At 71.7% G+C, this 18,195-nt stretch carries 17 protein-coding genes; 8 read left to right on the top strand and 9 right to left on the bottom strand.

The features are described from left to right. Window positions 1-61 precede the first annotated feature (61 nt). The 3 genes from ABH935_RS02715 to ABH935_RS02705 form a co-directional block, all read right to left on the bottom strand. Window positions 62-1,402, bottom strand: coding sequence for an FAD-binding oxidoreductase (locus tag ABH935_RS02715; RefSeq protein WP_370376159.1), 1,341 nt, complete (start codon window positions 1,400-1,402; stop codon window positions 62-64). 133 nt (window positions 1,403-1,535) lie between these two features. Then, complete coding sequence (locus ABH935_RS02710) at window positions 1,536-2,159, bottom strand: hypothetical protein (protein ID WP_370376158.1); 624 nt, start codon at window positions 2,157-2,159, stop codon at window positions 1,536-1,538. Window positions 2,160-2,241: 82 nt separating this feature from the next. Further along, window positions 2,242-3,669 carry an alkaline phosphatase family protein gene (locus ABH935_RS02705; RefSeq protein ID WP_370376157.1) on the bottom strand — a complete coding sequence of 476 codons (1,428 nt, stop codon included), beginning with the start codon at window positions 3,667-3,669 and terminating at the stop codon, window positions 2,242-2,244. Window positions 3,670-4,009: 340 nt separating this feature from the next. On the opposite strand from ABH935_RS02705, the gene ABH935_RS02700 reads away from it, so the two are divergent. Continuing rightward, entirely contained in the window at window positions 4,010-5,185 is a 1,176-nt protein-coding gene (locus tag ABH935_RS02700; protein WP_370376156.1) for a PP2C family protein-serine/threonine phosphatase, read from the top strand. 11 nt (window positions 5,186-5,196) lie between these two features. Here ABH935_RS02700 and ABH935_RS02695 read toward each other — a convergent pair whose 3' ends face one another. Beyond that, window positions 5,197-5,820, bottom strand: coding sequence for a TetR/AcrR family transcriptional regulator (locus tag ABH935_RS02695; RefSeq protein WP_370376155.1), 624 nt, complete (start codon window positions 5,818-5,820; stop codon window positions 5,197-5,199). A 310-nt stretch (window positions 5,821-6,130) separates the two neighbouring features. Here ABH935_RS02695 and ABH935_RS02690 point away from each other — a divergent pair, with 310 nt between their 5' ends. The 6 genes from ABH935_RS02690 to gndA all read left to right on the top strand — a co-directional run bounded on the left by ABH935_RS02690 (window position 6,131) and on the right by gndA (window position 13,704). After that, window positions 6,131-6,439, top strand: a complete 309-nt coding sequence (locus tag ABH935_RS02690; protein WP_370376154.1) for a metal-sensitive transcriptional regulator — start codon at window positions 6,131-6,133, stop codon at window positions 6,437-6,439. A 70-nt stretch (window positions 6,440-6,509) separates the two neighbouring features. Then, window positions 6,510-9,413, top strand: a complete 2,904-nt coding sequence (locus ABH935_RS02685) for a protein kinase (protein WP_370376153.1) — start codon at window positions 6,510-6,512, stop codon at window positions 9,411-9,413. A gap of 180 nt (window positions 9,414-9,593) precedes the next feature. Continuing rightward, a complete protein-coding gene (locus ABH935_RS02680; protein ID WP_370376152.1) occupies window positions 9,594-10,403 on the top strand; it encodes an SAM-dependent methyltransferase in 810 nt (269 codons plus the stop codon). A gap of 77 nt (window positions 10,404-10,480) precedes the next feature. Next, window positions 10,481-11,812, top strand: coding sequence for an amidohydrolase (locus ABH935_RS02675; protein WP_370376151.1), 1,332 nt, complete (start codon window positions 10,481-10,483; stop codon window positions 11,810-11,812). A gap of 43 nt (window positions 11,813-11,855) precedes the next feature. Then, the gene (locus ABH935_RS02670) at window positions 11,856-12,182 is read left to right on the top strand and encodes a hypothetical protein (protein ID WP_370376150.1); all 327 of its coding nucleotides are present in this window, start codon (window positions 11,856-11,858) and stop codon (window positions 12,180-12,182) included. Between the two features lie 82 nt (window positions 12,183-12,264). Beyond that, a complete protein-coding gene (gndA, locus tag ABH935_RS02665) occupies window positions 12,265-13,704 on the top strand; it encodes an NADP-dependent phosphogluconate dehydrogenase (RefSeq protein ID WP_370376149.1) in 1,440 nt (479 codons plus the stop codon). A 59-nt stretch (window positions 13,705-13,763) separates the two neighbouring features. Here gndA and ABH935_RS02660 read toward each other — a convergent pair whose 3' ends face one another. Further along, window positions 13,764-14,336: a TetR/AcrR family transcriptional regulator gene (locus tag ABH935_RS02660; protein ID WP_370376148.1), complete on the bottom strand. Its 573-nt coding sequence runs from the start codon at window positions 14,334-14,336 to the stop codon at window positions 13,764-13,766. A gap of 61 nt (window positions 14,337-14,397) precedes the next feature. Here ABH935_RS02660 and ABH935_RS02655 point away from each other — a divergent pair, with 61 nt between their 5' ends. Continuing rightward, window positions 14,398-14,898, top strand: coding sequence for an FBP domain-containing protein (locus ABH935_RS02655; RefSeq protein ID WP_370376147.1), 501 nt, complete (start codon window positions 14,398-14,400; stop codon window positions 14,896-14,898). 158 nt (window positions 14,899-15,056) lie between these two features. On the opposite strand, the gene ABH935_RS02650 is transcribed toward ABH935_RS02655, so the two are convergent. The 4 genes from ABH935_RS02650 to ABH935_RS02635 form a co-directional block, all read right to left on the bottom strand. Continuing rightward, window positions 15,057-16,277, bottom strand: a complete 1,221-nt coding sequence (locus tag ABH935_RS02650) for a D-alanyl-D-alanine carboxypeptidase family protein (protein ID WP_370376146.1) — start codon at window positions 16,275-16,277, stop codon at window positions 15,057-15,059. A gap of 85 nt (window positions 16,278-16,362) precedes the next feature. Continuing rightward, window positions 16,363-16,719 (bottom strand): hypothetical protein, encoded by a 357-nt coding sequence (locus tag ABH935_RS02645; RefSeq protein ID WP_370376145.1) that lies wholly within the window; start codon window positions 16,717-16,719, stop codon window positions 16,363-16,365. Between the two features lie 32 nt (window positions 16,720-16,751). Next, window positions 16,752-17,378, bottom strand: a complete 627-nt coding sequence (locus tag ABH935_RS02640; protein WP_370376144.1) for an HAD family hydrolase — start codon at window positions 17,376-17,378, stop codon at window positions 16,752-16,754. Then, on the bottom strand, window positions 17,375-18,193 hold the full coding sequence (locus ABH935_RS02635) for an enoyl-CoA hydratase-related protein (RefSeq protein ID WP_370376143.1): 819 nt from the start codon (window positions 18,191-18,193) through the stop codon (window positions 17,375-17,377). The genes ABH935_RS02640 and ABH935_RS02635 overlap by 4 nt, the downstream gene beginning before the upstream one ends. Between the last annotated feature and the right edge of the window lie 2 nt (window positions 18,194-18,195).

Below are 18,195 nucleotides of genomic sequence, written 5' to 3'. Positions count from 1 at the left end.
GGCACGGCTGGGGCGGCCCCGCTGCGAGGCGCGGGGGCCGCCCGCGGCGTGTCGATCAAAGCTACAGAGGCCGCACGTTGTAGTTCGCGGCGAACAGGTTCGTCGGGTCGTACTGGCGCTTGACTGCCGCGAGCCGCTTGTAGGTGTCGGTGGGGTAGGCGGCGTTCACGTCCGAGTCGGCGGCGGTGGTGTTGAAGTTCGAGTACGTGCCGCTGACGTGCGGGGCCAGTCGTTCCCAGACGGCGTCCAGGGTCGGCAGCGCCGCCTCGATCGCCGGGGCCGGGCCGATCGCGGCGGTGCCGATCATCAGCTCCGCGCGGCGGTGTGCGAAGGCGGTGGCGTCGTCGGCCACTCGGGCCAGTGCGCCGCCGATGCTGCGGATGGTGAGGAACGGCGCGCCGGGGGCGGCCCCGACCTCGGTCATGATGCGCAGTGCGGCGTCCACGCCGGCGCGTTCGACGAAGGCGTTCTGCGTGTGGAAGCGGATTCCCGGCGGCGGGGCCTGTCCTTCCTCAAGGGTGTCCCCGTACGCCTTGAGGGTGACGTCGTCCTCGATCACCGTACCGAGCGCCCGGATCGGATCGAGGGCGGCGTTCGCGTCGTCCTCGAAGTCCCCGTCGTAGGCCACGAAGATCTCCACCGGGGCCTCGGGGCCGCCGGCGAAAGGGTTGGCGAAGGCGGCGACCGCGGTCAGCGCCTCAGGTGCGGTGCGCATGTACTCGGCCCAGCCGTGGATCACCTTCGCGGCCTCCGCGCCCGGGAAGGTGATGCGTCCGTGGAAGACGTCGGTGGTCGGATGCGCGGCGAACTCGAAGGCGGTCACGATCCCGAAGTTCCCGCCGCCGCCCCGGACCGCCCAGAACAGCTCGGGGTTCTCGTCCTCGTCGGCGGCGACGACCGCGCCGTCGGCCGTCACCACCTCGACCCGGACCAGGCTGTCCAGCGCCAGGCCGTACTTGCGCACCTTCCAGCCGATGCCGCCGGACAGTGTCAGCCCGCCGACGCCGACGCCCTTGGTGTCGCCGGAGGAGATCGCGAGACCGTGCGGCGCCAAGGCGGTCGCCGCCTGGCCCCACGTCGCGCCGCCGCCGATGCGCACCACGTGCCAGCCGCCGTCGACGACCTCGACGCCGGCCAGCGCGCTCAGGTCGATGACGACGCCGCCGTCATTGGTGCCGAAGCCGGAGAAGGAGTGGCCGCCGCCCCGGACGGCGAGCGGGAGGCCGGACGCCGCGGCGTACTTCACGGCCGCCTGGACGCCGCCGACGCTGCTCGGCCGGAGGATGACGGCCGGGGTGCCGGTGGCCAGGAGGGTGTCGGCCTTTGCGGCGTATTCGGGGTGTCCGGGGTCGATGATGTCGCCGCTGAAGTCGCGGCTGAGGGTGGTCAGCGTCGTGGTCATGCCCGCCTCCTGTGGTGCTCGGTTCGTCTCTCGTTCTGAGGTCGAACACGAGACGCTGGAGGTCGACAGGGTGTGACTCCGCGACTATGTGACCTGGGTCACAGGGATCTGCTGGAGGGTCGCCGCCGTCCGTTCAGTCCAGCTCGATGGTGAAGTCCCACACCGCGACCACGTGTCCGTCCTCGCGCAGGGTGACCTGTGCCGCGCCGGAGGAGAACGTGCCGCGCACGACCAGATCCGCTGTGCCGCCGGCGGTCGCAGAAGCCTGAGCCGGTCCGACGGCTGTCAGCTTGATGTCGGTGCCGTGGTCGTCGCGCGAGGACAGGTCGGCGGTCGCGGCCTTCAGCGTGCCGGTCGTGGCCGCGAGGCGCAGCGTGACGGTGCCGGCCACCTGCGTGGGCATCTTCGCCGGGAGCGGCGTCGGCAGGTCCTCGGTGGGGCCGAGCGCGGTGATCACGCCGGTGCCGGAGGGGAGCGTGACGGCCACCGGGGAGCCGACCGCGACCAGCTGCGGGTGCGACTCGTCGGCCGACGGAGTCAGCTGGGTCTTCGGGGCGCTGGGGATCGGGACGGCGCCGAGCTTGTTGACGACGTCCTGCGCCGAGGAGTCCGACGAGCCCGATCCGCTGGAGCAGCCGGCGGCGAGCAGCGCGACCGGGACGGCGGTCAGGGCGATGGCCGACGCGATGGCGAGGCGGCGCACGCCGGACCGGCCGAAGCCGGTCCGGCGCGGGGCCGCGGTCTGCGGGGTGTTCACGGGAGGTACCCGATCACCTTTCGTGGAGAAGGCCTTCGGCTCCTCCGGCGGGCGCCGAGCCCGCCGGAGGAGGAACAGGGTGTCAGCGCGCGTAGACGCTGCCGGCCGGGATCTCCGCACGGCCGACGTCGGTCACGCCGGCCACGGCCGGGTACGTGATCGAGCCGGACGGAGCCGGGGGCAGGGCGCGGCCGGACGGGTTGTTGTAGACGTCGCCGCCGAACGGGCGCAGGCCGTCGGCCGCGGCATAGCCGAGGTGGCCCTTGCCGTCGGTGCCGCCGTGGCGGACGCCGAACAGGTCCTCCATGCTGCGCAGCCAGCTGTAGTGGTTGTATGGCTGGGCGCTCACCGAACCCGGCTTGATGAAGCGGGAGATCATCACCGCGCCGGTGATGCCGCCGCCGGGCGTGGTGTCCTGGCCGAAGGCCTGGTCGCCGGGCTGCGCGGTGTTCGGTCCGGGCAGCTCGTCACAGCACGCGACGACCGACTGCGCGGTGTCGGTCGGGGTGTTCAGGCCCGAGGCCGCCGGGTTGCCGGTGTAGTCGCCGATGGAGTTCCCGTACATCTTGTAGGGCGGGAACGCCTCGTCGAAGACGATCTGGATCAGGCCGTCCTTCTGGAACGCCGGGGAAGCCATGATCTCGGGGATCGTCTTCTCCAGGAACAGGTCCGAGGCGTACAGGCCGCCCTGGTGGTTGTTCGGGTCGCCGGACAGGTTGTCGCCCTTGCAGGTCGCGTCGTGCGCGTCCGAGCAGTTGTCCGGGGAGATCCAGGAGAAGGCCGGGGTGGTCTTGATGGACTTCAGGTCCTGCGCCAGGCTGTTCTCGGCCGGGTGGCCGGGAGCGGCGGCCAGGCCGTCCAGCGGCACGACGTTCTTGCAGTCCTGGGAGTTGTCGGTCAGGGAGTGGAACCACGGCGCCGGGTTGTGCTTGGGCACGTACTGGTCGGCCGCGGTCGCGCCGCCCGGGTCCGGGACGCCGGCGCCCGACGGGTCGCCCGGAGCGCCGCACGCGTAGGCGTTCTCGCGGGTCGGGGTGTTGCCCATCTCCTGCGCGTAGACCTTCCACGGCACGTGCTTGTCGTCGAGCTGGTTGAACAGCGTCTTGACCGACGACGGGTACACGCAGCCGGAGGTCGCGTCGACCTGGCCGTCCGCCTCGCGGGTGCCGGGCGAGACGTTCTTGTAGGTCGGGCAGTCGCTCTGGTTGTCCGGCGCCGGGGCCTGGCCGGAGACCAGGCTGACGTAGTTGTCCAGGCTGAAGTGGCCGGTGCCGTAGTACTGCGTCAGCAGCTCGCCGTAGGAAGGCAGCGTCTTCCACAGGTAGCTGTTCTGGTTCAGACCGGAGAACGTGGCCTCGTAGGACTTGTTCTCCAGGATGATGGTCCAGACGTGGCCGATCTTCGGCGTCTTGCCGTGGTCGGACTCGGCCTGCGCGGATCCGCTCGTGGTCACCACCATCGCGGCGGTGGCGCCGAGTGCGAGCAGTCCGGCGGCAACCTGCTTTCTCATGTGACGCAGCGTTCGTGGGCGTCGCCCGGGAAGTCTCATGCGGTCCCCTCGGTACCGTCCGTCCCGCGCCCGGATCGGCGCGGATGCCATGCGGAGCCAACACCTCGGAGTCGGACTGGGCCGGTGAGGGAGTTGGCCTGAGGTTTGCGGCAAGGTGAACATCGCCCCGCGAATGGTATTCGAGCCCTGGTGAAGGCGGTAGCCCAAACGTGCGAATCGGGCGATTCCTCGACATCTGCGGGCCGCGCCGCGTTATGCTCCGTCCTGTCGGATTAAGGACGCTGAGAGGCGTGGGCACGCGTTGGGTGGTCCTTTGACACGATGGGTCCGGGCAGGCGGCGTGGGCACGCGCCGGCCGGCCGACACCGGGCGCGCCCTTTTCCTGCTGGTGCTGCCCGGGATCTGGGTCGCCGCGGTGCTGATCATGCAGGTTCTGCTCCCGGCCCGGATCCAACTCGCGCCCCTGCTGGCCGCCGCCCCCGCGATCGCCTGCGCCGGCACCGGCCGCCGGCAGTGCGTGTGGCTGGCGGGCCTGTGCGCCTTCGTGGCTTTGCTGCCGGCGACCCCGGGCAACGGCTCCGGCGGCGAGGCGCAGCGGATCGGCACGTTCGCGGCGATCCTGACCGTGGTGGCCGTCAGCTACGTGATCTCGGTCCGCAGGCAGCGGATGATAGGCGAACTGAACCAGGTGCGCGCGGTCGCCGAGGTGGCGCAGCGGGTGTTGCTGCGGCCGCCGCGACCGGCCGTCGGCGACGTGCTGGTGGCCGCGCGCAGTGCGTCGGCTTCGGCGGGCGCCTCGGTCGGCGGGGACTTCTACGACATCGTCGACACCCCGTACGGCGTGCGCGCGATCATCGGCGACGTCCGGGGCAGCGGCCTCGGCGCGGTCGAGGTGGCCGCGGTCCTGCTCGGCTCGTTCCGCGAGGCCGCCTACGACGAACCCGATCTGCGCGACCTGGTGCAGCGATTAGAGGTCAGCCTGCGCCGCTTCCTCGGCGACGCGGACGCCGCCGCGGCGCACGTCCCGCTGGCCGACGGCGCGAGGCTGTGGGAGACCTCGAACTCGCTCGCGGTGGCGCCGCCCCGCACGGTGGTGGACGTCCGCGAGGAGTTCGCCAGCGTCGCGGTGGTCTCGATCCGCCCGGACGGCTGGCTGGAGCACGTGAGCTGCGGCCACGCCCCGCCCCTGCTGGTGCGCTGCGGCGCGGTGTCGACGGTACAGGGCCAGTCGGTGGGACTGCCGCTGGGGCTCAGCGCCCTGGCCCCCGGCGCGGACGACCGCGCCCGGCTGGTGGTGACCGCCTTCGACAGCGGCGACTCGCTGCTGCTCTACACCGACGGCGTCACGGACTCCGGCGGACCGGATGTGGAACCGCTGCCCCTGACACAGATCCTGGAGGACCTGGCGGACGCCGGGCCGGAGTATGTGCTGTCGGCGATCGAGGCCGAGGTGACCGTGCGGGCTCGCGGGGCGCGGGCTCGGGATCTGGCGATGTTGTTGGTGCACCGGCCTTGAGGGGTTGAGGTCTACTCCCCCTCCACAGGCAATACCGAGTACCCCGGAGCCCGCAGCCCGTCCAAGAACAGCTGTAAATACCGCCGCGAACTCCGCCGCACGGTGACATACCCCGGCAGCGGCCGCGTCAGCTGCGCGACGGCCACGATGATGTCGGCGAGATCCACGTCCGGCCGCAGCATCCCCGCCCGCCGGGCTCGCGCGAGCATCGTTTCGACCAGTTCGTTCAGTCGGGTTTCCAGAGCCTTGACGTCCGGGTCGCCCGGGTCGTAGGCGCCGTCGAGCATCATGCACATCGCGCCGATGCGCTCGTCGGCGGCGGCGAGGACGAAGCGGCTCAGCGCGTCGAAGGGGTCGTCGCCCAGGGCCAGTGCGGATTCGGCGCGGTCGGCGGTGCGCTTCAGCACGCTGCGGACCACCGCGAGCACCAGTGCGTCGCGGTCCGGGAAGTGGCGGTAGACGGTCGCGTTGCCGATGCCGGCGCGGCGCGCCACCTCGTCGATCGGGACCTGCCAGCCGACCTCGGTGAACAGGTCGCGGGCGGCGGCGACGATGCGTTCGCGGTTGCGTAGGGCGTCGACGCGGGGTGCTCGGGCGCGCGGTGTGCGGCGTGGGGTGGCGGCCACGACGTCCACGGGTTCCTCCTGGGCGGTCGGGCTGGGCGGTCGGGCTGGGTGGTTGGGCTGAATGGTCGGGCCGAGTGGTCGGGTCCTGGTGGGAGATTGGAGCCGCCGCGCACGAGACACGGAGGGGGTGCGTACTCGGGCGCGGCGGCCGTTTTCCAAGGATCTACCTGCGGAGGGATCCTCGTCGGGGACCAGGTCCCCTGTGCAGGGTAACGCATCTTCCGGGGAAATGTTCCCCGGAAAATACGATACTTAGCGTTGCTTATTATGTGCCGGAAGGGGGTGCCGGAATATACCCCTAGGGGTATACTCCGCGGCGATGATCCCCGATTCGGCGACGCACGCCGGAAGGAGCGCCGAAGTGCAGGTCGAGCCTGAGACTGTTTCCGACGTGACCAAGCGGCTGCGTCGCGCCGAGGGCCAGATCCGCGGCGTCATCGCGATGCTGGAGTCCGGGCGGGACTGCTCGGAGATCGTGACGCAGCTCGCCGCCGTGTCCCGGGCGCTGGACCGCGCCGGCTTCAAGGTGATCGCCGGCGGACTGCGGCAGTGCCTGGAGACCGCCGACGCCGAAGAGCGCGCGACGAACGTGGCGCAGATGGAGAAGCTGTTCCTGTCGCTGGCTTGAGCGCCGCGCAACTTCGACCATCGGGTAAACGACCATCGCGCCGAGCCGCCGATCCCCGTAGGCTCAGTGCGTGACCGAGCCAGGACGGGTGATCGGGGGACGCTACCGACTGGTGGATCGGTTGGGTTCCGGAGCGTTCGGACAAGTGTGGCGCGCCTACGACATGCACCTCGGGGTGGACGTCGCGGTGAAGCAGGTCCTGCTGCCGATGGAGGGCAAGGGACCGCAGGCCGCCGAACGCGTCGCGCGCGCCGCCCGCGAGGCGCGCAACACCGCGCGGTTACGCGACTGCCCCAACATCGTGACCGTGCACGACGTCCACATCGAGAACGGCGCGCCGTGGATCGTCATGCAGCTGGTGAAGGGCGAGAGCCTGGCCGAGCGGCTGGCGCACCGCGGCCCGCTCACCGAGAACGACGCCGTGGCCCTGGCCCGCGACCTGTTGCGGGCGCTGGCCGCCGCCCACGCCGCCGGGATCGTGCACCGGGACGTGAAGCCGGGCAACGTCCTGCTGGCCTCCGACGGCACCGCGCTGCTCGCGGACTTCGGCATCGCCGTCCGCTTCGACGACCAGCGCGTCACGCGGACCGGGACCTTCATCGGCTCGCCCGGCTACGTCGCGCCCGAGCGCGTGATCTCCCAGGACGCCGGCGCGATCGGCGACCTGTTCTCCCTCGGCGCCACGCTTTACGAGGCCGTGGAAGGCGTTCCGGCGTTCCGGGCCGACATCATCGGCTCCGTGGTGGCCGGGCAGCCGGCGCCGCTGCGCCTGGGCGGACGGCTGACCGCGCTGATCACCCGGCTGCTGGACAAGGACCCCTCGACCCGGCCGGACGTCGCCGCGGCGCTCGCGCTGGTCGGCGACTGGACGCCGCCGCCGACCGTGCAGGCCTCCGGGCTGCTGCCCTCGCTCACGCAGGACGTGCAGCTCGGCGTGGAGTGGGTCGAGCACTTCGCGTTCGTCAACGAGCGTCTGCGCAACGACGACGTCGCGGCCAGCCGGGGCGCGCGCACGGCCAACGCGCCGGAGGCGATCCGCAGCATCCGGACCGAGATCGGCGTCAACCAGAACGAGTTCCTGGCGGCCGGCCGGCGCGAGGTGCACGCCGTCGTCCGGGTCCGGACCGCGGATTCCGGGACCGGCGCTCCGACGCACGCCGCCGCTACGGCCGCGGCGCGGCGTGCCGACCGCAGCTACTCCGCCAAGCCGGCAGCCGTGGCCAGCGCCGACGGGCCGCCGTCGGTGGTCTTCATCGCCGACTGCTCGCGCTCGCTGGCCGAGCCGGGCCGGTTGGCAGGTGTCAAAGCCGCTCTGCGCACCGGGATCGACGAGCTGCCGGACGGCGCGCGGTTCGCGGTGATCGCCGGGCGCGCCGCCAGCCAGGCCGTCTACCCCGAGGACGGCGGCACCGAGGCGGTGACGGCTGCTACGCGCGCGGCGGCGAAGGCGGCGGTGGACCGGCTCACGGCGTACGGGGGTCGCGAGATCGGCCTGTGGCTCAGCCGCGCGGCCCGCATGTTCGCGCTCGGCTCCGGGCCGGTGCGGCACGCGATCCTCATCGTGAACGGCCGGGACGAAGGGCTGCATCCGTCGCGGCTGGCGATGACCGCGCGCGCCTGCACCGGCCTGTTCACGGCCGACTGCCTGGGTCTGGGCGACGACTGGGACGTCCACGAGATGCGCCTGGTCTCCGAGCAGCTGTCCGGGACGATGGCGCTGGTCGCCGAGCCGGAGGCACTGCCCTCGGCGGTGCGCGACGCGACGGTCGGGGCGGCGGCGAAGCGGGTCGCGGACGTCGAACTCAGCCTGTGGACGCCGAGCGGCGCCGTGATCCGCTACGTGAAGCAGGTCGATCCGGTGCTGCGCGACCTGACGGACAACCGGATCCCCGGCGACGCCGTCCGCACGGTCGGCTTCCCCACCGGCGCGTGGGGCGAGGAGACGCGGGAGTTCCACATCTGCGTCGAGGTGGCGCCCGGCGAGCTCGGGCAGGAGAAGCTGGCGGCGCGCGTGCAGCTCACCGCGCGCGGGCCGGAGGCCGTGGAGGTTCTCGGCGAGGGCAAGATCCGCGCTGTGTGGGTCGACGACGAGACGCTGGTGATGCGCGTCGTGTCGAAGGTCGGCCCCTACAGCGGGCAGCCGGGGCAGTCCGGGCCGGCCGAGGCCGATCTGTGGGTGGACCCCGAGATCGGGGACCTGGAGCGGGAGCTCGCGGGCCTGGCCGACGAGCTGTCGCAGGCCGAGGCGGAACTCGCGGAGGTCCGCAACCTGCTCGCGGTGTTCGGCCGCGCGCACGCGCGCATGTTCGCGCCGCTGCTGGCCGAACTCGACGAGATCGAGGCCCGCATCGCCGAGGTGCACGCGGCGCGCAGCGGCCGCGCGGACGACCAGCGCGACGCGGAGACGGCGCGCGAGCGCGCGCAGCAGTCGGCCCGCCAGGCGGACGAGGAGAAGGTCCGCGCCACCCGCGCCGACCCCCCGCGCCCGGCCCCGACCGGCGAAGCCAAGCGCATGTACCGCAAACTCGCCCGCCGCTGCCACCCCGACCTGGCCGACGACGAGGCGGACCGGCAGCGCCGCGAGGTCTTCATGGTGCGCGTGAACGACGCCTACACCCGCGGCGACATCGGCCTGCTGGCGCAGCTGTCGCGGGAGTGGGACGCGGAGGGCCCGGAGGGCACCACGGCGCCGCCGAAGGACCCCGGCGAGCGCCGGAAGCTCAAGGACCACCTGCTGCAGGCGCTGTCCTCGGTGCACAACCGCTTGGACCGCATCCGCGAGGAGTTGGCCTCCGCCCGCGAGTCGGAGCTCGGCCGCATCGTGTTCGCACCGGGCCAGGACGCCGGGATGCCGGCCGCGATGCGGCGGCTGGACTCGATGGCGGACAAGCTGAAGGCGCTCGTCGATGAGCGGCGGCGGGTGCTGGACGGGTTGCTGGACAGCGCCGGGGTCGGGGACGAGGCCGGGCGCTAGGCGGCCGGCGGCGGGAACACCGGGCATGGCGACGCGTGGCGAACTGGTCCGCCGGGTATCGCCTGACGCCTGACCGCGATTAGCGATCTCTGTTATCAGGAAGCAGAGACGATGGGTATGATCCGCGCCAAGCGATCAACACCGCCGAGGGGCCGGGTCCGGCCGGGATGGGGAGGCGACATGTCTGACGAGGCGAAGTGGACGACGCCGGAAGTGGACACTGAAGTCGCCACTCCGGCGCGCATGTACGACTACTACTTGGGCGGCAAGGACAACTTCGCCGCCGACCGCGAGGCCGCCGAGAAGGTCCTGAAGAACATGCCGAAGGTGCGGGCCTTCGCGCGCGCCAACCGGGCCTTCCTGGGGCGTGCGGTGCGGGGGATCGCGGCGGAGGGGGTTTCGCAGTTCCTTGACGTCGGCATCGGGCTCCCGGGGCCCGGCGGGACGGTCGCGTCGGCGTTGGCGGCCCGGCCGGACGCCCGCATCGTCGGGGTCGACAACGACCCGATCGTGCTGGCCCACGCGCGCGCGAGGCCCGTGGACGCCGGGATCGGGGCGGCGACGATCGTCAAGGGCGATCTGCGCGATCCGGCCGCGATACTGGCCGATCCGCAGGTGCGCGGGGTGCTCGACTTCGAGCAGCCGATCGGCGTGCTGCTGATCGCGGTGCTGCACTTCGTGAGCGACGACGAGGATCCGTACGGCATCGTCAGCACCCTGATGGACGCGGTTCCGGCGGGCAGCTTCCTGGCCCTGACGCACGTGACCGGCGACTTCGACCAGGAGCGCCTGGCGGTGTCGGCGAAGGCGTACGAGAAGTCGACGGCGAAGCTGACCGTCCGCAGCGCCAAGGAGACCGCCGCGTTCTTCGACGGCCTGGACCTGCTCGACCCCGGCGTCGTGCTGCTGCCCCGGTGGCGGCCGGACGGTCCGGTGCCCAGGGACGCCGACGACATCTGGATGTACGGGGCACTCGGGCGCAAGAAGTAGAGCCGAGGTCACCCGCCGGTTGCTTGGGGGCCCCGCGTTGACCAAGGTGGAGGCATCTTTCCCGGAACGGAGCCAGCATGACCGAGCCCGCCAGAGCCGCCGCCGCCGATCTTTTGCGCGGGCTGGAGGATCTCCTCCCAGGACTGCGCGACCTCTACAAGGACCTCCATGAGCATCCCGAGCTCTCCTTTCAGGAGGTCCGCACCGCGGGCATCGTCGCTGAGCGGCTGCGCGCGGCGGGGTGGGACGTCACCGAAGGTCTCGGTGGCACCGAGAAGATCGCCGGTACCGGCGTCGTGGGCGTGCTCGACGGTGGCCTGAACGGCTCAGCCGAAGCCCCGGTGATCCTCCTCCGCGCTGACATGGACGCTCTCCCGGTCCGCGAGGAGACCGGCCTCCCCTACGCCTCCACCGTCACCGCCACGGAGCTCGACGGCACCGAGGTCCCCGTGATGCACGCCTGCGGCCACGACGTCCACGTCACGTGCCTGCTCGGCGTCACCGACCTGCTGGCCGCCAACCGCGACTCCTGGGGCGGCACCGTGGTCGCCGTCTTCCAGCCGGCCGAGGAGGTCGGCGGCGCGCCGAAGATGATCGAGGACGGCTTCCCCGACCGCTTCCCCCGCCCGGAGGTCTGCCTGGGCCAGCACGTCGGCCCGGCGCCGGCCGGGCTGGTCGGCACCCGACCCGGCGCGGTCATGAGCTCCTGCGACACGCTGCGCGTCAAGATCTTCGGCCGCGGCGGGCACGGCTCGATGCCCGAGGCCACCATCGACCCGGTGGTCATCGCCGCCGCGATCGTCATGCGGTTGCAGACGATCGTGTCCCGCGAGATCGCCGCGAGCCGGTCGGCCGTCGTGACCGTCGGGTCCATCCACGCCGGAACCCGCGGCAACGTCATCCCCGACGACGCCGAACTCGTCATCACCGTCCGCACCACCGCGCCGGCGGTGCGGGAGAAGGTGCTGGCCGCGATCACCCGCGTGGTGAACGCCGAGGCCGCCGCGTCCGGGGCGGAGCGGCTGCCGGAGATCACGCCGCTGGACGAGCTGCCGCTGCTGGTGAACGACCAGGCGGCGACCGACGTGGTGCTGGACGCCTTCCGCGGGCTGCTCGGTCCGGACCGGGTGTTCGTGCTGCCGAGCACGCTGGCCGGCAGCGAGGACTTCGGGCACTTCGGCACCACGCTCGGCGTGCCGTCCGTGTTCTGGTACTTCGGCGGCCTGGACCTCGCCGACTTCACCGAGCAGGACCTCCTCTCGCTGTTGGAGGACGGCGTTCCGGCCACGCTGCCCAGCAACCACTCGCCGAAGTTCGCCCCGGCGATCGACCCGACGCTGGAGGTCGGGGTGCGGCTGATGGTGGCCGCCGCGAGCGCGTGGCTGGCGGGCACGCCGGCGGCAGGATAGGCGTTAGGCCTGTGGAACGGGGCCTTCTGGAAGGGAGCGCTGCATGGGTGTCGGTGGGTGGCTGCGCAAGAGCACGGACCGGTTTCTGAGCCGGTTCGAGGATCCGCTGGAGCAGTTCGAACTGGCCCGGCGGCGGCAGCTGGATCTGCTGGGCGACCTGGAGCACCGGCTGCTGCTGGTGCAGCCCGGCTCCCTGGAGGAGGCGAACTTGCTCAAGGCCAAGTCCGATCTGGAGGGGCGGATCTCGGAGTTCCAGGGCATCATCGCGCGGTTGAAGGCTTCGAAGTCCGCCGGCGCCTCGGCCTCGGCGGCGGACCGGCTGGAGGAGGAGATGGCGCGGCTGGCGGAGGACGCCCGGCGCTGGGGCTGAGCAGCCCCGACCCTTGAATACAGGGGTAAAGCTGGGGTCGATGGAAATGCCGTCAAAGGCCTGAGGTGTTAGGTTTCCCATCATGCAGGCATCAGCGCAAATCGGCGTCACCGGACTCGCCGTCATGGGCCGCAACCTGGCGCGGAACTTCGCCCGGCACGGCTACACCGTCGCCCTCCACAACCGGACGGCCGCTCGTACCCACGCTCTCGTCGAGGAGTTCGGGAGCGAGGGGACCTTCGTCCCGACCGAGAGCGCCGAGGAGTTCGTCGCGGCGCTTGAGAAACCCCGGCGCCTGATGATCATGGTGAAGGCCGGGGAGGCCACCGACGCCGTGATCGACGAGTTCGCCCCGCTGCTGGAGCCCGGCGACATGATCATCGACGGCGGCAACGCGCACTTCCTGGACACCCGGCGCCGGGAGAAGGCGCTGCGCGAGCAGGGCATCCACTTCGTCGGCTCCGGCGTCTCCGGAGGCGAGGAGGGCGCGCTGCACGGCCCCTCGGTCATGCCCGGCGGCTCCGCGGAGTCCTACGCCGTGCTCGGGCCGATGCTGGAGGCGATCAGCGCCAAGGTGGACGGCGAGCCGTGCTGCACGCACATCGGCACCGACGGCGCCGGGCACTTCGTGAAGATGGTGCACAACGGCATTGAGTACGCCGACATGCAGCTCATCGCCGAGGCCTACGACCTGCTGCGGCACGTCGCGGACTACACCCCGGCGCAGATCGCGGACGTCTTCCGGGTCTGGAACAAGGGCAGGCTGAACTCCTACCTGATCGAGATCACGGCCGAGATCCTGGCGCACACCGACGCCGGGACCGACAAGCCGTTCGTGGACATCGTGCGCGACGCCGCCGAGCAGAAGGGCACCGGCCGCTGGACCGTGCAGACCGCGCTGGACCTCGGCTCGCCGGTGACCGCGATCGCGCAGGCGACGTTCGCCCGCGTGGCCTCCAGCCGGACCGCGCTGCGCGAGGCGTACCGGACGCTGCACGGCGGCACCGAGCACCCGCTGCGGCCGCACGAGGCCGAGCGCTACGTCGCCACCGTCGAGCACGCGCTCTACGCGTCCAAGGTCATCGCCTACGACCAGGGCTGGACGATGATCAAGGACGCCGCCGAGGAGTTCGGCTGGGACATCGACCTGGGGAGCGTCGCGGCGATCTGGCGCGGCGGCTGCATCATCCGCGCGGCGTTCCTGGACCGGATCCGGGCCGCGTACAACACCGACGCGTCGCTGCCGAGCCTGCTGTCCGAGCCGGAGTTCGCCGACGAGATCTCCAAGGCCCAGGTGCCGTGGCGGGAGGTCATCGCCGCCGCGACGCGCCGGGGGATCCCGGTCCCGGCGTTCTCGGCGGCGCTGGCGTACTACGACACGCTGCGCGCCGAGCGGCTGCCGGCCGCCCTGATTCAGGGGCAGCGGGACTTCTTCGGGGCGCACACGTACCACCGGACCGACCGCGAGGGCGCTTTCCACACGCTGTGGGCGGAGCCGGGGCGGCCTGAGGTCGAGGCCTGATTCGTTCCCGACGCGGCGTGGGGTGAGCTCCGGCTCGCCGCACGCCGTTTCGCGCTGTTTCACGGCGTTTCCGGCCAGTTCCGCAGAGTCATGTCCAGCGCCTCGAACGCGGCGTTCCAGGAGGCGTCGGCGGTGCGCGGGTTGTGGAGGTAGGAGCCAGCCGCCTCCAGCGTGACGAACCCCAGGATCGTGGCGCCCAGCAGCCGGACCGCGTCGGTCTCGGCGGGTTCGCCCAGGGCGTAGCCGCGGAGCAGGGCGCGGGTCAGGTCGGAGTGCCGGCGCGCGGCGTCGGCGGCGGGGGAGTCGAGGGGCAGGGGCATCCGCGCGGCGGCGAACCGGCCGGGGTACTTCTTGGCGTAGTCGCGGTAGGCGGCGGCGAAGGCCAGCAGCGCGTCGCGTCCGGAACGGCCCGCCAACGCCTCGGAGAGCCGCTCGGCGAGTTCGCCCAGAGCCCGGCCCGCGACCCGGACCCGCAGGTCGTTGGCGTTGCGGATATGGGAGTACAGGCTCGGTTCGCGCACTCCGAACCGGCGCGCCACGACCCCGATGGTGACGTTCTCGAAGCCGATCTCGTCGGCCAGTTCGGCCGCGGCGGTCACGAGGACGTCGGGGGACAGTCCGGCGCGCGCCATCGATCTCCTTCATTGGTTAATGATTTGCCTAACCCACTTAGGCAAGCTTACCGTACCGGCCATGGAACCGATCACCGAGCGCGAGATCCGCACCAGCTTCGTCAACTGCTCCAAGGGTGAGGCCCAGCGGCTCGGGCTGCCCACCGATTTCGCCGACAAGCCGTGGGCCGACCTGGACTTCCTGGGCTGGCGTGACCCGGGCGCCCCGGAGCGCGCCTATCTGGTCGTCCAGCACGAGGGCCGCACGGTCGGCATCTCGCTGCGCGCCTCCGGCGGCTCGGCGCGCGGGTTCGGGGCCCGCAGCATGTGCTCGATCTGCCTGACCACCCGCACCGGCGGCGGCGTCGTGCTGATGACCGCCCGCCGGACCGGCGAGTCCGGTCGCAACGGGAACTCGGTCGGCCAGTATCTGTGCTCTGATCTGCAGTGTTCGTTGTTCCTGCGTGGGATCAAGGGCTCCGCGAACGGGCACGACCTGGACGAGTCGGTGGACTTGGAGGGCCGGATCGCCCGCGCCGACGCGAACCTGCACGCGTTCTTGAAGCGGATCTTCACGGAGTAGCGGCGTGGAGATCGGTCCCGCAAGGCGCACGCAATCCCGGCGCAACCGCCCCGATCTACTTTCGCAACAGGCTGACGTCCTACCGCGCGGCCTCTTTCGCGAACCGGCGCCGGCGTCCCCCCTCCGGCGCCGGTTCGACCTCGACGGCACGCGGCCGGTCAGATCAGCGCCTCGATCAGCCGGCGGCTGACGATCAGCGCTTGGTAGAGTCCCTGCTCCGGTGAGGTGCCGGAGGCCTGGTGCAGCACGACGCCCAGGACGAGGTGTTCCTCGCCGTTCACCGTGCGGTCCGCGGCCCACATCAGGGCGCCGCCGGCCGGGGTGCTGGAGCCGGTCTTGCCGCCGATGACCCCGTCGGAGCCGAGCAGGGAGTCGGTGTTGGGCAGGACCGTCGGGTCGTTCGGGACCTGGGTCGTGGGCTCGCCGGTCAGGGTGAGCAGGGTGGGGTCGGTCAGCGCGCTCTCGGCGAGCAGCAGTTGGTCGGCCGCGGTGCTGCGGGTCGTGGCGTCCAGGCCGCTGGGGTCGGTGTACGTGGTGTTCCGCATGCCCAACTCGGCCGCCGCGTTGTTCATCCGGTCCACGAAGGCCACCTGGTCGCCGGCGTCCCAGCGGGCCAGCAGCCGAGCGACGTTGTTCGCCGACGGGATGAGCATCAGCTCCAGCAGGGACCGCTCGCTGATCCGCTGGCCGGCGCGCACCGGCGCGGAGCTCTCGTCGCGCGAGTAGGACTCCGACTCCGCCTGCTGGTCGACGGTGATGTCCGGTCCGTTCTGGCCGTCCGTCAGCGGATGGTCCTTGAGGATGACGTAAGCGGTCATCACCTTGGCCACGCTGGCGATAGGCACCGGGGTCTGGTCCCCGCAGGTGCCGAGGTTCCCGATGCCCTGCGCCCACAGCGCGGTCTCGCCGTCCTGCGGCCACGGCAGGGCGATGGCCAGGGCGCGGTAGGCCGGGGGGACGATCTTGAGAACGGGCTGTGGCGGGGAGCCACCCCGGGTGGCGTAGACGGCCGCGATCGTGCCGCCGCCGAGGGCCAGTACGGTGCCGACGGCGATGAGGGCGGTGCGCAGACGCGGACGCCGCCGACGCCGGGGCTTCTCGGCCGACGCTGATGGCGTCCCGGCCGACTTCTCGGCGGGCTCAGCAGGAGCGGGCTTGGCGGGCTCGGCGGCCTTCGCTGTCGCCTTCGTAGCCACCTTCTCAGTGGGCTCCTCGGCGCGCTGCGCGGGCGGCTTCTCTAATCGGCCGGGCGCAGCCTCGGATCCCGGCGCCGACTCCACCGCTGGCGCCGCCGCCTCGGACCGCTCGGACTCCGGCTCGGCCGCCGGGATCTCAGGGCGCTCCGATGCCGCCTGCTCTTCCAGTTCTGGATTGGGCACCCATCGAAGCTAGCGGAGCCCCCGCGTCGAACGCGATCTCGAACCGAAGGTTGTGACAGAACCGCGGGACATCACTCGGGTCCGGCTAGGCCAGGAAACTCGTCAGCACCGCCGCGGCGGCCCGCAGTTCCGCCGCCTTGTCCGCGTGGCCCGAGCCCTCGTAGACCTCCGCGGCGTGCTCGCGCTCGGCGATCTCCGCGCGCACGATCGCCGCGACGTCCGCCTCGCTCAGCTCACGGCGCGCCGCCTCGGCCGCGCCGATCCCGACCGCGCTGGCCTCGATGGCACCGGCAGCCGGCACCACGGCCACGTCCACGGCTTCGGCGTTCTCGATCGCGGCGAGAGTGGCGCGCAGCGTCGAGGCGGTGGCACGGTCGCGGGCCTTCATCGCGGCCGGGAGCGCGGCGCGGAGGCGGTCGCGCAAGGGATTCGGGTCGGTCATGGGATGACCGTAGGTGTGCCAGCCTCCGGTGATCAAACGCTTATACCGAACCATTCGGCCAACATCGCGACTGTTCGCTTGGAGTCCGTGTGATGCAACCCGACGATGCCGAGGCGCGCGGCACCCTGCAGGTTGTGCTCCAGGTCGTCGATCATCACGCACTCCGCCGGCTCGACCCCCAGCCGCGTGCACGCGATCTCGTAGATCGCACGCGACGGCTTGCGCACCCCGACCTCGCCGGAGATCACCGACGTGTCGGCCAGCTCGGTCAGGTCGTACCCGGCATAGGCGTCGTCGCCGAGCGAGTTGGAGACGATCGCCACCGGCACGCCGGCGGCGCGCAGCGCGCGCATGGCGGCGATCATCTCCTCGTCCGGCCTCAGCAGCGCCTGGAACGAGTCGACGAACCCCGGCGCCGGCACGACGATGCCGCGCGGCGCCAACAGCTCGGCGATCCCGCGCTCGAAGTCCGCCTGGTCGATCCGGCCGCATTCGTGCTCCACCAGCAGCGCACCGGCCGCCGGCTCGGCCCGGAACAGCGTCCCGAACAACGTCGGATCACCCGACACCGACACCGAATACGTTTCGAAGGCCTCGAAGACGCTCGATGTCAGCACCCCGCCGAAGTCGGTGAGCACTGCCCGGGGTGTGGTGCTCATGCCGACTCCAAGGGTGCGAACTGCGGGGGACGACGCTCCAGGTAGCTGTGCACGCCTTCTGCCGCGTCGGGATGGCGGAACGACTCGTGCATCAGCTTGTCCGCCAGTGCGATCGCCGTCGGCAGGTCCGAATCCATCGCCTGGTACACCTGCTGCTTCATCAAGGCCATCGACCGCGGCGAGCAGTTCTCGGCGAGGTCGGCCGCGTAGGCCAGAGTCTCGGCGACCAGGGACTTGGCGGGCAGGACCATGGTGACCAGGCCCATGGCGTACGCCTCCTCACCGAGTACCACCCGAGCCGACATCAGCAGGTCCAGCGCCCTGCTCTGCCCGACCAGGCGCGGCAGCAGCCAGGCGATCCCGTACTCGGCGATCAGGCCGCGCCGGGCGAAGGCCGTCGTGAACTTGGCTTTGTGTGTCGTGAACCGCAGATCGCAGTACAGCGCCTGCACCAGCCCGAGCCCGGCCGCCGGTCCGTTGATCGCGGCGATCAGGGGTTTGCGAAAGGACAATGGCCGCTCGCGGGGCCGGCGCTCAGCCTGCGCCTGAGCTTGCGCGACGGCGTCCGGATCGACCGTGCCGAGCTGCGACAGGTCCTCCATGTCGGCCCCGGCGCAGAACCCGCGTCCCGCGCCGGTGACCACCACGACCCGTACGTCGTCGTCGGCCTCCGCCTCGTCGAGCAGCGTGAAGTACCGCTCCTCCAGCGGGATGTTCCACGCGTTCAGGCGCTCCGGCCGGTTGAGGGTGAGCAGCAGGACCGCGCCGTGCCGCTCGGCCAGGACCAGCTCGGGTGCCTCAGTGCTTTGCGTCATTG

The organism is Catenulispora sp. GAS73, assembly GCF_041262085.1.
Lineage (GTDB): Bacteria > Actinomycetota > Actinomycetes > Streptomycetales > Catenulisporaceae > Catenulispora.
This window is presented reverse-complemented; position numbering and strand designations above follow the sequence as displayed.